13 protein-coding genes and 2 tRNA genes are annotated in these 13,211 nt (G+C 37.3%); 5 read left to right on the top strand and 10 right to left on the bottom strand.

The genetic code is table 11. The features are described from left to right. Positions 1–408: 408 nt before the first annotated feature. The 7 genes from KKD20_00900 to rpsO form a co-directional block, all read right to left on the bottom strand. The gene (locus KKD20_00900; protein MBU4331668.1) at positions 409–2,844 is read right to left on the bottom strand and encodes a polyribonucleotide nucleotidyltransferase; all 2,436 of its coding nucleotides are present in this window, start codon (positions 2,842–2,844) and stop codon (positions 409–411) included. 423 nt (positions 2,845–3,267) lie between these two features. Then, the gene (locus KKD20_00895) at positions 3,268–3,624 is read right to left on the bottom strand and encodes a DUF5615 family PIN-like protein (protein ID MBU4331667.1); all 357 of its coding nucleotides are present in this window, start codon (positions 3,622–3,624) and stop codon (positions 3,268–3,270) included. Further along, complete coding sequence (locus KKD20_00890; GenBank protein ID MBU4331666.1) at positions 3,551–3,931, bottom strand: DUF433 domain-containing protein; 381 nt, start codon at positions 3,929–3,931, stop codon at positions 3,551–3,553. The genes KKD20_00895 and KKD20_00890 overlap by 74 nt, the downstream gene beginning before the upstream one ends. Before the next feature lie 394 nt (positions 3,932–4,325). Further along, entirely contained in the window at positions 4,326–5,579 is a 1,254-nt protein-coding gene (locus KKD20_00885; GenBank protein ID MBU4331665.1) for an ATP-binding protein, read from the bottom strand. Positions 5,580–5,694: 115 nt separating this feature from the next. Next, positions 5,695–6,522 (bottom strand): DNA damage-inducible protein D, encoded by an 828-nt coding sequence (gene dinD, locus KKD20_00880; GenBank protein MBU4331664.1) that lies wholly within the window; start codon positions 6,520–6,522, stop codon positions 5,695–5,697. 33 nt (positions 6,523–6,555) lie between these two features. After that, positions 6,556–7,134 (bottom strand): NYN domain-containing protein, encoded by a 579-nt coding sequence (locus tag KKD20_00875; protein ID MBU4331663.1) that lies wholly within the window; start codon positions 7,132–7,134, stop codon positions 6,556–6,558. Between the two features lie 269 nt (positions 7,135–7,403). Then, a complete protein-coding gene (rpsO, locus tag KKD20_00870; protein MBU4331662.1) occupies positions 7,404–7,673 on the bottom strand; it encodes a 30S ribosomal protein S15 in 270 nt (89 codons plus the stop codon). A 164-nt stretch (positions 7,674–7,837) separates the two neighbouring features. Here rpsO and KKD20_00865 point away from each other — a divergent pair. The 3 genes from KKD20_00865 (at position 7,838) to KKD20_00855 (ending at position 8,399) form a co-directional block, all read left to right on the top strand. Beyond that, positions 7,838–7,912, top strand: a tRNA-Arg gene (locus tag KKD20_00865). Between the two features lie 64 nt (positions 7,913–7,976). After that, positions 7,977–8,225: a hypothetical protein gene (locus KKD20_00860; GenBank protein MBU4331661.1), complete on the top strand. Its 249-nt coding sequence runs from the start codon at positions 7,977–7,979 to the stop codon at positions 8,223–8,225. A 100-nt stretch (positions 8,226–8,325) separates the two neighbouring features. Further along, positions 8,326–8,399: transfer RNA gene (locus KKD20_00855), tRNA-His, on the top strand. A gap of 79 nt (positions 8,400–8,478) precedes the next feature. On the opposite strand, the gene KKD20_00850 is transcribed toward KKD20_00855, so the two are convergent. From KKD20_00850 to KKD20_00840, 3 genes are all read right to left on the bottom strand, one after another. Then, entirely contained in the window at positions 8,479–10,011 is a 1,533-nt protein-coding gene (locus tag KKD20_00850) for a hypothetical protein (protein ID MBU4331660.1), read from the bottom strand. Positions 10,012–10,069: 58 nt separating this feature from the next. Beyond that, positions 10,070–10,219 carry a hypothetical protein gene (locus tag KKD20_00845; GenBank protein ID MBU4331659.1) on the bottom strand — a complete coding sequence of 50 codons (150 nt, stop codon included), beginning with the start codon at positions 10,217–10,219 and terminating at the stop codon, positions 10,070–10,072. A 230-nt stretch (positions 10,220–10,449) separates the two neighbouring features. Beyond that, positions 10,450–11,034, bottom strand: a complete 585-nt coding sequence (locus KKD20_00840) for a hypothetical protein (protein MBU4331658.1) — start codon at positions 11,032–11,034, stop codon at positions 10,450–10,452. Between the two features lie 536 nt (positions 11,035–11,570). Here KKD20_00840 and KKD20_00835 point away from each other — a divergent pair. Both KKD20_00835 and KKD20_00830 read left to right on the top strand, forming a co-directional pair. Beyond that, complete coding sequence (locus KKD20_00835; GenBank protein MBU4331657.1) at positions 11,571–12,179, top strand: hypothetical protein; 609 nt, start codon at positions 11,571–11,573, stop codon at positions 12,177–12,179. A 36-nt stretch (positions 12,180–12,215) separates the two neighbouring features. Next, positions 12,216–13,172 (top strand): caspase family protein, encoded by a 957-nt coding sequence (locus tag KKD20_00830; protein MBU4331656.1) that lies wholly within the window; start codon positions 12,216–12,218, stop codon positions 13,170–13,172. Positions 13,173–13,211: the final 39 nt, after the last annotated feature.

Here is a 13,211-nt window from a genome sequence, read left to right as displayed (position 1 = left end):
TAATGTTTCTTGCAAGTTTTAAGTGATAATTGATAATTGATAATTGATAATTCTTACCTAATCTTAGCCAAAAGTTGATGATTTTCAAAAATATTTCAAAAACCAGTCCTTGACTTTTTTGTTTGGGTGTGCTATGATTTAGGGTATTGAAAATTCCCTTTTCATACTTGGCTATTTTGGTCTAAAAATGTTGGCAAAAAATAAAATGTTCTTTTCAACAACATCATTGCTAACTGCCAAAATAGCCAGCTATGAGCAAGGAATTACGACTAACTACCTTAAAAACGGTAGTTTTTTGTTTACTGATTATTTTGGAATGTTATTTTGGAAAGCAACAGAAAAAGAAACTATAAATTAAGAAACAAAGAAATGACAGAGAAATTGAGAAATTTTAATTTCTCTGTTTCTTTAATACCTTTTTCTCCTATCATCCCTTTGATTATCCCCTCTCCCGTCTCTCCGATTAGAATTACGATTCCGGTCCGGCCTAAAGGCTTTAAAATCCCGGGAGTTGCTGTTCCGGCGCGGGAAACGGTTGTCCCTCGGCCTTGCCGTTCGAGACCCCGGGGAACTCGAGGTTGAAAAACGGCCGCGGTTATTGCTGGAAGGATGAAAATCTTGATGCCTTTGAGCTGGCGCGGCTTGAACACCCTGCATCTTTAAATTAAGACGGCCCTTTTCATCAATCTCTTCCACTTCCACGGGCACAATTTCCCCAAACTTAACAACATCTTCAACCCGATCAATGCGATGCGGCGCTAATTTAGAGATATGAATCAAGCCCTCAAATTTTGGAGCGTGCTTAGCTTCGTCCTCCGGCAGTATCAATTCCACAAAAGCGCCGAAATCCTCAATCCGAGTAATCTTACCCTGAAACTTTTCACCTGGTTTAAGTTCGCGGGTCAAAGCTTTTACCCAAGCAATTGCTTCTTTGGTTTTTTCCGGGTCAATGCCGGTAATCATTACCAAACCAGAATCTTCAATATCAATATCAACCCCGCAAGCGTCAATAATTTCATTAATCATCTTTCCGCCTGGGCCGATAACAATGCGAATTTTTTCCGGATCAATTTTTACAGTAGTGATTTTTGGCGCATATTGGGATAATTCTTTTCTTGGTTCTGGGATGGCTTTGGCAATGACTTTTAGAATTTCCAGACAGGCGGTTTTAGCGCGCTTAAGCGTTTCCTGAACTATGTCAAAAGTAATTCCATGGGTTTTTGTGTCTAATTGAATTGCCGTAATGCCATCAGCAGTGCTTGCGACTTTAAAATCCATGCCGCCCTTGCCGTCTTCTAAATCCTGGATATCAGTTATAATTTTGTAATCAGTGATGTCATTTTTGTTGTTTTCAATACTGGCTAAGCCCATGGCGATTCCAGCAACCGGCTTTTTTATCGGCACGCCAGCATCCATAAGGGCAAGGGTGGAGCCGCAAACCGAACCCATGGAGGAAGAGCCATTAGAGCCCAAAACTTCACTGACTACGCGGATGGTGTAGGGGAAGTCCTGTTTTAAGGGAAGCACTGGTTCAAGAGCTTTTTCCGCTAAAGCTCCATGGCCGATATCGCGGCGGCTGGCTCCGCGCAATGGTTTTACTTCGCCCACTGAAAATGGCGGGAAATTATAATGGTGCATGTATCTTTTTTTGCAATCTTGTTCCATAGTGTCGAGCACTTGCTCATCTCCGGGGGAGCCAAGGGTGACAATAGAGAGAACCTGGGTTTCGCCGCGGTTGAATAATCCAGAACCGTGCGTGCGCGGCAAAAGTCCGGCTTCGGATGAGAGCGCTCGGATTTCATCCAGGGCTCGACCGTCAACTCGTTTGCTTTTTTTAACAATCGCTTCGGTAATTTTTTCTTCAATAAAACTTTCAAGCAATCCGCTGGCGGCTTGGCGTTTTTCTTTGCCAATCTGTTTTTCCAAAAGATGTTCTTCTAATTTGGACTTCATTTCACCCACAGCGTCCTTTCGTTCTTTTTTGGATTTTTTCGGACCAGTGAAAAGATATTTATCAATATTTTTTTCAAGAAAGCTAAAGGTGATTTTCTCCCATTCATCTTGTTCTGACTTCTTGCCTTTTGATTCTTCGAATTTTTCATCATCACTTTCAATTGATTCTTCGAGATCTTCTTTGAATTCCTGGATAGAAATTTTTTCTTTGCCAACTTGTTTTACTATATCCTCAATAAAATTGAGTATCTTACCGTTATGCTTTGAGCCCAATTGAATCGCTTCGTATATAGTTTTTTCATCTACCTCGTTGGCGCCAGCTTCAAGCATAATTACTTTTTGAGCAAAGCCAGCCACGACTAAATCAAGCGCGCTTTTTTCCCGGGCTTCGTAAGTTGGGTTAAGCACTAGTTCTCCGTCTATTTGACCGACGCGCATTGCGGATACCGGGCCATCCCAAGGAATATTGGAAATTGCCAGAGCCGCAGCTGTGGCATAGAATGACGGGATATCCGGATCATTCTCTTGGTCAACTGAAAGAATTGAGAGGATAACTTGGATGTCGTTTTTGATGTCTTGCGGGAAAAGCGGCCGGATGGCCCTGTCTATCATGCGGGCGGAAAGCACGGCTTCATCGCTGGGCCGGGTTTCTCTTTTAATAAATCTGGAGCCCTTGATTTTGCCGGCAGCATACATTTTTTCTTCAAAATCTACCATCAAGGGGAAAAAAGAAACGCCGTCCCTTGGCATGTCTTCAAGAACTACTGTGGCCAAAACCACTGTGTCGCCGTATTGGCAAGTGACAGAAGCGTTGGTTTGATTAGCGAGTTTGCCGGTTTCAATGATTAGTTTTTTTCCGGCGAGTTCGGTTTCGAATTTTTTCGAATTCATAATGTGTTTCCTTGCAATCTGACCACCAGACTTCTGGACTAAAGTAAGTCACAGTATGTCTGATGACCAAAAGATTGTTATTATTTTATTAGTTTATTGGTTTATTGGTTTATTAGTATATATTCTATTAGATGCAAATCTTTTTGTATCTCATATTTTTCAATTTATGAAGCGCAAATCAAATAGCAACTATTTCATGAGGCGCAAAACATTTAATGCGACATATTTTTGATTTTGTGTCGTGCTAAATATTTTATCGATATTACATGTCGCATTAGATTATCCAACAGTATTCGCTGGCTCCATAGTCCGAGCAATAGCGAGGCTGTGGAGCCCGAGGCGCATTATGTCTCCACAGGGCTTCGCCACTATGGAGCCAGCGGACCTTGATAGTTAAGGGGTCTGACGATATAATAAAACTCCTCAAAAAGGAGATTTGACGATTCTGATGTTTTTCTCCGTGACAACAACGAATGATTTTTCTAACAAGTTCTCGGGATATTTGAGAACTTGATTTAAAATCAAAAAAGTATTTCTAATTGAGTCATTTTGTAACCGCAAAAGAATTACTCCGGAATGCGGATAATTGAATTTGAACACCAGCTCGCCAAAATCTTTGTCTTTTGTAACAAATATGCTTTTATCTCTTGCGGCTAACTTTAAAAGTTTGCCATTAGCATAAGATTGATAATCCTCGGCTACTGATTTAACTTCGCGCCCTTTCTTTGTTAACGCTTTGGAAATTAGGGGCGAAATGTTTTCGTCCAATAGAATTTTCATAATTATTTTGAACTTGGAGCGTTAAAGGAAATATTTTTTCTTCACTCACTCTTTTGAACGCGTAATCTAAAACTGCCTCAATATCTTCTTTTTCCAGTTGAGGATAGCCCTTCAAAATCTCTTCCGGCTTTATTCCTTGGCCCAGGAGCTTTAAAACATATTCAACTGTTAAGCGGGTACCTCTAATCACTGGTTTGCCTAAGACAATTTCCGGATTGATTTCTATCCTTTCTTCTTTGGTGAAATTTTTTAATTTACCAACTCTCTTTTCTCTGATTTTTTTTAAATTTTTAAGTGTGTTTTTCATATTTTTATCCTAATGTATTTTTAGAGTAATGGCAAGGCGCTAGACTCGTGAAGCTTTAAGCCATAAGCTATAAGCTTTAAGTTTATCTGCCGAAGCTTTAGCATAGGCAGATTATTAAGTCGCAGAGTGTCTGGCTGGCAGGATTGATAACTCTTGTCTGACTTTTAAAAGCTACATGTTATATTTACTTTACAGGTGATAGCAGTGCCATCTGCGATAAACTGCAGAATCTCGCTTAGGCGGGATTTTTTGCTTTCTTGAACTCTCTATCTATAATTCTATTTTAGTGCATTGTGGAGTGGATTGTGGAACCGAGGCGCGGACTCAAGTCACAAATTCAAAAAAAATTATCTTTATCAATTACCTTATATTTTGCGTTTTTATAATTATCTTTTCAAAAATAACTCAAGGGAATAAACTTAACTTTTGTTTTTTTAACTTTCTTTTCACCCAAATAATCTTTAGTCAAAATAACTGCTTGCGGCGGGTTGAATTTTTCGATAAAACTATGCAAGCTTTTGCCGATAACTGGCTTGGACGAATATTTTATTTCAATTGGAAAAACTTTTTGTTCCTTTTCTATGATAAAATCAACTTCGGCCTTGCTTTTAGTGCGCCAATATTTTAAATCCCTGGCGAGTTCTAATTTTTGCAATAAGTTAAAACCATAATTCTCCATTACCGCGCCCAAATCATTCCTGCTTTCGAGGGAACGGAAATCGTTTAGCAAATAATTGCGCAAGCCCAAATCAATAAAATAATTTTTAGGATTCTTAACCAATTCGGTGCGCCGGTTAGTAAAAAAAGGTTTAATCAATTTAACAATGAAAGTGCTTTCCAAAATATTCAAATGTTTAATAACTTCGCGATAATCTAGCCCAGAAGCATTGGACAACTCTTCATATTTCACTATATTGCCAATTTGGGCGGCTAAAAATCGGCTTAATTTTACAAGTCCGCCTTCGGAAGCCAAGTTCAACAAACTTTTAATATCTTTTAATAAATAAGTTTCCATGATTCCTTCTAAAATCTTTTCTTTTTCTTGATTGGTTGCGCTTAAGACAACCGCCGGATAACCGCCATAAATAACATACTTTTCCAGGGACTTATTTAATCTTCTGTTTATTTCTTGGCCAAAACTATTTTTGACATTAAACTTTAAAAAAGAATTAGAATTTATTCTTCCCTCTAACAAGCCAGACAATTCCTTATTTTCAAAAGACAAAAATTCTCTAAAAGAAAACGGCGCAAGTTTAAAGCTTAGCATCCGGCCGACCATATATTTACCGGTCTTGAAAGTTAATTCGAGCGAGGAGGAGCCAGAAATGATAAATTTTATTTGGGTGGCGTCATATAAATATTTTAATTTCTGGCCGCCGTCTTTGGCATATTGAAACTCATCAATAATAACATAATCATATTTACTGATTAAATCCTTGAAATCATCAATGCTCGCTTGAAACAAGTCCAAGTCGCTTTTTTTTTCAAAAGTAATGAACAGCACTTTATTTTTTTGGGATTCAAGCTCTTTTTCAAGATTCTGAATAAATGTGGTTTTACCGGATTGCCTAGGGCCGATTACAGCAATAACCTCTTTTTTCTTTAAGAATGGGGCGATTTCCTTTTCTAATTGTCGGTGAATATACATAAATTTTAGCAGGGTTATTTATGTTTATATTGCAATTTTAGCAGGGTTATTTAAAACCGTCAAATTGGTAGTGAAAGTTATAATCCTCTCAAACCCCGGCGCGGGAGACGAGAAATTATTTTAGCATTTCCTGGTCTGCGTTTTTTAATCGCTTTACATCTTTTTTCACTTGCTTAATATGTTTTTCTATTGGCAAATGCTCTGGTGCGGTTCCGCCAATATCTTTAATAGTTTGTCGAACTTTCCCGCCCACCATAAAATGAGTGTCGCAAGCAGGGTCTTCTCCTTTTATTTTTTCTTTTCTTATTTTTTCATCTGTTTGAGTAATGCGAAATAGATTGGCTGCCAATTCTGTGGAACCAGCCCTGTCTAACAATTCGCCTTTTTTGATTCCCTTCTTGGCTTCAATTTCTTTTAATGGCATCTCATAAAGGCCCTTGTATCCGGCATCATTAAATAATCCGAATTTAGTTACACCGGCCTGCTTGGCGGTTTTAAAAAGTTTTTTATTGTGACCAGTTACTTCATTGCGGATAAACAATCTTTTTTCGTTGTCTGGCAATTGTTCAAAAATTTCCTGCTTTCTTGTTTGGATGGCAAAATAGGTTTGGGCTAAAGCAATTTCTGATTTATTTGGGTCGCCATTTTGAGCAATAAGGTAACAAGCGTATCTATCCAGTTTATAATCTTTTATCCTTCTAACCGTGTTTAAGCCGATTTCAGCCATTTTACTGAATGCAGTAAAATGGTTATCCACAGCCTGGCCGCTATTAATGCAAGCTCGCGCCGCCCTAGAAATTACCTCCTCAGAATTTTGCCATTTTTTATATCCTAAAAGCGGCAATAATTCACGAGCATTCCAATATTCAATCTCATTCTCGTCAATTTTTTTAATGTTCTCAAAATCCTTATGCGGAGCAGATGGTATTATTTTATTGGGCATGGGGTTATATTTAAAAAAATGAGTTAGCGGGATTTATCTCCGCGCCACAGTTCTTCTTCTTGGCGTTCTTACGGTTCTTGCCGGCGCTGGCCTTGTGGTCCTGCGGCTGCTGTAAGTTCTAATTAAAAAGTTTTCTCTATCCTCGCTTAAATCCGTAAAATCATCAGCAACATCCCGGAGTTTGGCAGAGGCGGTTTCTCCAAAAGCAATAACTTCCACTTGGGTGCCGTGGTACTGGAGATATTCTATGGCCGGGACATAATCGCCATCACCGGTGACGAAGACGATTACATCAAGTTGGGGCGCGACCTTAATCGCATCAATAGTAAGACCCACATCCCAATCGCCCTTTTTATCTCCGGTCACAAAAACTTGGAGATCTTTCATTCTCACTTCAAACCCCTGGGAATCTAGAGCCGCAAAAAACTTTTTTTCTTCCGGCAGCTGGGCTTGGATAACATAAGCAAAAGCGCGAATAAGTTTGCGCGAGCCCACTGCCTCTTTTAAAACTTTGCCAAAATCAACTTTGGCTTGATACAAATTTTTAGCCGAATAGTACAAATTTTGAACGTCAATAAATACTCCCACGCGCTGTTCACTATGTTTAATCATAATGTGAATTTTTAAAAATTAGTTTCCTTTTAATATAACCATTTTCCGTTTTAGAATAACTACAGCTAATGAATCGTTAATAAAGTTAATAAGGTTAATAAGATTGATAAGATTGATAAAGTTAATAATTTTACAAAATGCATCGGCTCTTTATTAACTTTACCTGTGGTGAGCTCGCCGAATCCATTAACTACCTTATTAACCATTTTATTAACGTTATTTTTGTTTGCAGATGATAAATGAAAAATGGCAAATGGATAAATATCACCTTACTTCTTCAACCCCAGCGCCTTTACCAATTTATCATACGCCTTCTCGTCTTCCCGCACTAAATAACGCAAAAGCCGGCGTCTTTGACCGACTTTTTTTAACAGCCCGCGGCGAGAAGAATAGTCATGCTTGTGTTTCTTTAAGTGGGAAGCCAGTTCTTTCATTTCTTCGGTCAAAATCGCAATCTGAACCTGGGGTGAACCAGTGTCGCCTTTGTGGGTTTTAAATTGTTCGATAACTTTGTCTTTTTTCGCTTTAGTAAGCATAATGCCTCATTCTGACGAAATCCCGAGAAATGGAGTTAAACCGATTACCAAGGATTCGTATTATTGATTAAGTGTCTCTATATTATCATAGTTTTGAAGGAGTGTCAATTTTTCCCTTGAAAAATATCTGATAATGTGTTAAAATAGAAACAGTTTATTTTAACTGCGCGCCCATAGTTCAACGGATAGAACACCAGCCTTCTAAGCTGGATATGGGGGTCCGACTCCCTCTGGGCGTACCATAAAAAGTCTAAAATCTAAAGTTAAAAATCTAAAATCAATTTACTAATTTTTAAAATAAAAATTATGGAAGAAGCTCTGCCCCAAATTCCTGGTGTACTTATTGCCCTAATACCCTTGCTGATTGTTTGGTCTTCAGTCTGGAAAGCAATTGCTCTCTGGAAAGCCGCTCGCCTGGGTTCAAAAGCCTGGTTTGTAATCCTATTTATAGTCAACGCGCTTGGCATTCTGGAAATCATCTACATCTTTGCGATTGCCAAGAAAAAATCACCAGCTCCTATTGCTCCAGCTGAAACCCCTGCTCCCCAAATATAAACACTACAAACAATACCATCCCTCGAATTAAGTTTTTTGAATTTTGAATTTTGATATTATTTTGGATTTAGAATTTAGGATTTAGGATTTATTTAATATGGTGCCCGTGGTGTAGTGGTAGCACACGACTCTGTGGCAGTCGCAGGGCCGGTTCAAATCCGGTCGGGCACCCCATCAAAAAATATCTCTAACTTTAGGGATATTTTTTGATACAACTTTATATGAGATTATCTGAAAAAACCCAATAAAAACTTTAAAACGGCACCTCATCTAAGGCTACATCAGGCATCTCATCCACATCTATTTCTTTATTATCATACTCGTGCTTATAAGTTGCTTCTTCTGCAGTCAATGGCTCATACTCATCACATTCGCACAAAGGATCATGATAACAAGCAGCGGCTTCCTCCGAACTCGGTTCAGCTTTACCGTAATACACTTCCAAGCCCTCAACATCATTTTTATACTCTTTGGTCTCAACTTCTTGTTTGATAGCCTGGTACATTTCTTTTAAAGTTTTTAACCGCTTTCTCTCCTCTGGTTTTGGCTGTTCAAAATCTAAAATAGCCTGGAGAGCAAAAATTTCACAATCCCACCCGGTCAAATTTTCTTGCAGTTCTTTTCTTTTATCTTGAGATTTCTCCTGTTTTATTCTTTCTTGGATGTCATCTTTTAATTTTTTAACAACTTGTATTTTATACTCTAAGTCATTTGAAGGCCGTTTAGTTGACTCTATTTTTCCTTCAATTTCTACTATTTCCTTGAGCAGCTGTTTTAAAATCCGGTATCTTTTTTTATCTTCGTCTATTTTAAATTCTTGAGCTTGAGGACATTTTAATTCCTCGAGGCAAGCCTCGCAGCAACCCGAACAAACATCCCTATGCAATCCTGATTCATCGCGGCGAGGAGTAAAATATTGACCATAAAGTTTTTCGCCAGAAAAATCTAATAAGATTCCTTGCTCTTTTTTGGACATCTGAAGCAGACATTGAAACTGCCGAGAATAAAAGTCATCAAAACTTTCTTCAAGTGACCTGGGTTCATCAAGCTCTTTACCCTCATCATTATAAATCATGCCTTGCTCAATATTTTCTAAATCTCCTTGACGTAAATCTTTGCCTTCTATGCCTTGCTTAAAACGGATTAACCAATCAGCAAAATTTGGTTTAATACTCACCAGCAAAACATCATTAATAATAAATTCTGTTTTTTCTTCAGCAATAACTTTCTTTTCATAATAGAGCTTGGCAGTCTCCCCATAAGTAAATTTTGTTTTTTGTTCGGCGAGGATTGCTTTGAGAGCATCAGTAATAATTCTCTTGTCCCAAACTAATCCTTGATTAAAAACTTCTTCAGCCGCTTTTTTTAATTCTTTTTCCGCTTGGTCCAGTTGCCGGCCAACAGTATCATCCCAAAGTATCATTTCGCATTCTTCAATAGCGCAATCAATCCAGCCCGGAACCCGCTTATCTTTTTTAAATTTTTTTAAAGCTTCAATTGCTTCTTTGGTGCCATGATGAGCTAAAGTCATTGCGGTAACCGCGCAATGCTCGGCTGACCGACCTGAATCAGGTTTTAGGTCTGGCGCGTATTTTTTAAATTCTTGTTCGATTCTTTTGGCTTCTTTTTGGAGCCATTCTTCGGGAGAATAGTCTGAAGGTTCTTTTTCTTTTTTTGTTTTACTATTTGTTTTACTAACCGTGATATTATTCCGAGCTACTTTTTTTGTTGGCTTCAAAGACTGGAATTTTTTAGGGGTTTTTGATTTTGATACTGTTTTTGCCATAAGTTAGTAATCTAATTTGATTAGTTTATAAAACTTAATAATGACCCCCTTGGGTTTATTATACACAATAACAATTTTTAAGCCAACCAATCATTATTGTTGGGCCAACCAATGTTTGCTTTTGCGGAAAAATAATCGAATCTTCTGGCTTACTTTCGGTCCCAACTTGTTTTTCTTCTGGAGACCGACTGTGAGCTGGTTCGGACATACTTTTCTATTATAAATCAACCTGCTTAATATAACCCATCCAAAACCGGACTGACTTAACATCACTCCTCGCGGTCGCGATGTCAATCCAAAACCGGAACTGGAATGACACCCCGAGTTCGGTGCGCCTTTAAATCCTAAGATAGGACCGATAGTATTATCAGTATAGATATCCTTCAAAATTTTGATGAGTATATTTTTGTGTCTATTGGTATCTAATGCCATAGTTTTTTAATTAAGCCCTTTTTGTGCTGCCTCTTTATATTTTTCCGCTTTTTTCTCCATTCTTTTATTATTATAAATAGACAAAATTCTATAAACCTTATCCCAATCAATGTTGATTAGATTGTCAAAGTGATATTCTTTGTTTAAATAAACCGTATCCAAAAAAGCTCTTTCGGGAGAGGCAATATAATAATTATTTTTTATTTCAATTCCTGTTTTGTTGGTAAGAATAGAGTCCTTTATCTTCTTAAATGAATATGTTTGTCCGTCTATTGTTATTTCTCTGGTTAAATACGAAGCAACAAATATTTGGCTATAGTATTGGAATGTTATGCCGGCCGGTCCTAAAACCGTCTCAAAACTGACATAAGAAGGAGTAAATATTCTGGTCGCTAACTCGTATTTATTGTAATTTTTATCTTTGGCATAAATACCTTTGCGAACAGAGTACATTTTACCGGCTTTAATATAGCGGTATATTTTCTTTCTTACAAAATTAGTATCAGATTCTTCCCATAACAAAGAAACATCATCTGTGGTAAAAATAGTATTTTTTGATCTCATTAAATCTAAAATATAGTCTTTTCTCATAAAGTTTAACAAAAAAATAGTTAATCTATGAACCAGTAATACCCATATATGGGTACTTTCAGTTTATATTATATCAAAAATCCTGTCAAATCGTAAAATGTTTAGAATGTTAGCTTTCTCTATAATTTTGATAGTTTATGGGCTAAAGGTTGCATCTAATGTTACTTTTAGTTTAAATCATATTAAATATAATGTTAAATAAATTAACAAATGCGCATTAATTATTATGAGCATAAACAAAAAGCTTATTATTTTTTTGTTGGCAGCTGTATTTATGGGGACGGGAATTCTTTTTTCTGTCCGGTCGGCCAAACAAGATGCTTCCATTAGTGAAAACAAGGCTGTATTTGAAGCTGTTGAACCAATGCTTTCGAACTATAAAATAAGGTTATATAGGAAAATTTTCTTGGGGAAGAATTTCCGGTTTGGTTATTCATAATACAAATCCTTGACTTTTTAAAGATTAACAGAGATAAGCAATATAATGAGACAGAAAAATAAAGGTCGGAAAATTAATATTTAATCTAAAAAACAATATGAAAAAAATTACTACGAGTTTATTTATCATATCAATACTACTTGTGCCAGCTGTTAGCAATGCTCAACAAAACCAACAAGGCAAACAAGACCAGCCGGGCATTAACGAACCAGGCGCGGGTTTAGAAGATTCAGAGTTAGAAGAATCAGGCCAAGGGATGGGGCAGGGTTCACAAAACCAGAACGAGGGGGCGGTTTCCAGAAGAAGCCGGGTGGCTAATACTGCGCAGGAAATGGAAAGAATAGCTGCCAGAAATCAAGGTGTTGGCAGCCAAATTAGAGTCATAGCTCAAAATCAAAACAGAATTCAAGAGGAAGCAGAAAACGCTTTGCAAACTGCGCAAAAAAGAAGCGGTTTTGCCAGATTTCTTATTGGGCCAAATTATAAACAGCTAAAAACTGTTGAAGAACGATTGGAAAATCACACTCAAAATTTGGCGGAGTTAGAAGCATTAAAAGAGCAAATCCAGTCTTCAACAGACAAGTCTTTAATTGACGAACAAATACAAGCGATGGAGGAAGTTAAGCAAGAATTAGAAAATGAAATAACAGAAAATAGAAAAGGTTTTAGTTTGTTTGGCTGGTTGTCAAAACTTTTAGCAACATAAGAGCCGTTTTTTAACTAAACTTATAAATAAAATCGTATGAAAAGTAAATTTATTTTAGTTGCTTTAATTTTTGTTTTAGGATTATCTTCATTTTCTTTTGTTTCAGCTAAGGATAATAATGGCCAAACAAATATGCGCAAGCCATTATTCGCTTCAGAAATGAAAATTTATCATAAAGCCTCACTTACTCAAGGCATAGGTAATACAAAAACAAAACCAGTAAATCCTCCAGGATTGAATAAGAAAAAGAATTCTGATAGCGGAGCAACAGGTGTATTTGGCGAGCCCTTGGCTGATGGCGCTGATAAATACGCAGTAATAATTGGCGTTTGCGATTATCAGGGAACAATAAACGACATTTGTGATTCTGATGGCGATGCCTTAAATATGTATGATGCGCTCATCACTTTTTACGGGTATGATTCCGGAAATATAATTTTGCTTAGAGATGATAACGCAACTTTCTCTGCAATAGATAGCGCCGTGAAATCAATTGAAAGTTTGGAGTCAGCAGGCGATGAAGTGGTATTTTTCTTTAGCGGACATGGTGGAGATGGAATGGCCCAGGATTATGATAAAGAGAGAAAAGACGAAGCAATTATCACCCACGATTTGCAATATATTTGGGACGGACAATTGCAAAATTGGTTTAGTGGATTTGACACCAATCGCATTGTTTTCATTTTTGATTCCTGCCTTTCGGGCGGTATGAATGATGTGGCAAGTGAAGGAGTAATGTTTGTGTCAGCTTCTAAAGAAAATCAATTGGCCTATGTTTATTCTACTGGTGTAAATGGAGAAGGGATGTTTAGTCATTATTTTGTAAATGAAGCTATATTGCAAGGCTTAGCTGATTTTTTTGACCACGATAATAACGTTGCAATTCAAGATGTGGTAATTGAAGAAGCCTTTGACTATACAAGACTAAATCTCCCAAGCATTTACCAGATACCAACAATTGTTGATAATTTTTTAGATGATTTGATGTTGTAGTTTTATTTATTTTATTAATTACTACAACGAACTTAAAAC

The sequence above is a fragment of the Patescibacteria group bacterium genome (genome assembly GCA_018896645.1).
In the GTDB taxonomy this organism is placed as follows: domain Bacteria; phylum Patescibacteriota; class Patescibacteriia; order UBA2591; family JABMQE01; genus JAHIMF01.
This window is presented reverse-complemented; position numbering and strand designations above follow the sequence as displayed.

Bases quoted from the DNA above. Each gene is read 5' to 3' on its own strand.
- KKD20_00900 (MBU4331668.1), bottom strand. From the start codon at position 2,844: ATGAATTCGAAAAAATTCGAAACCGAACTCGCCGGAAAAAAACTAATC.
- KKD20_00895 (MBU4331667.1), bottom strand. From the start codon at position 3,624: ATGAAAATTCTATTGGACGAAAACATTTCGCCCCTAATTTCCAAAGCG.
- KKD20_00890 (MBU4331666.1), bottom strand. From the start codon at position 3,931: ATGAAAAACACACTTAAAAATTTAAAAAAAATCAGAGAAAAGAGAGTT.
- KKD20_00885 (MBU4331665.1), bottom strand. From the start codon at position 5,579: ATGTATATTCACCGACAATTAGAAAAGGAAATCGCCCCATTCTTAAAG.
- dinD (MBU4331664.1), bottom strand. From the start codon at position 6,522: ATGCCCAATAAAATAATACCATCTGCTCCGCATAAGGATTTTGAGAAC.
- KKD20_00875 (MBU4331663.1), bottom strand. From the start codon at position 7,134: ATGATTAAACATAGTGAACAGCGCGTGGGAGTATTTATTGACGTTCAA.
- KKD20_00860 (MBU4331661.1), top strand. From the start codon at position 7,977: ATGGAAGAAGCTCTGCCCCAAATTCCTGGTGTACTTATTGCCCTAATA.
- KKD20_00850 (MBU4331660.1), bottom strand. From the start codon at position 10,011: ATGGCAAAAACAGTATCAAAATCAAAAACCCCTAAAAAATTCCAGTCT.
- KKD20_00845 (MBU4331659.1), bottom strand. From the start codon at position 10,219: ATGTCCGAACCAGCTCACAGTCGGTCTCCAGAAGAAAAACAAGTTGGG.
- KKD20_00840 (MBU4331658.1), bottom strand. From the start codon at position 11,034: ATGAGAAAAGACTATATTTTAGATTTAATGAGATCAAAAAATACTATT.
- KKD20_00835 (MBU4331657.1), top strand. From the start codon at position 11,571: ATGAAAAAAATTACTACGAGTTTATTTATCATATCAATACTACTTGTG.
- KKD20_00830 (MBU4331656.1), top strand. From the start codon at position 12,216: ATGAAAAGTAAATTTATTTTAGTTGCTTTAATTTTTGTTTTAGGATTA.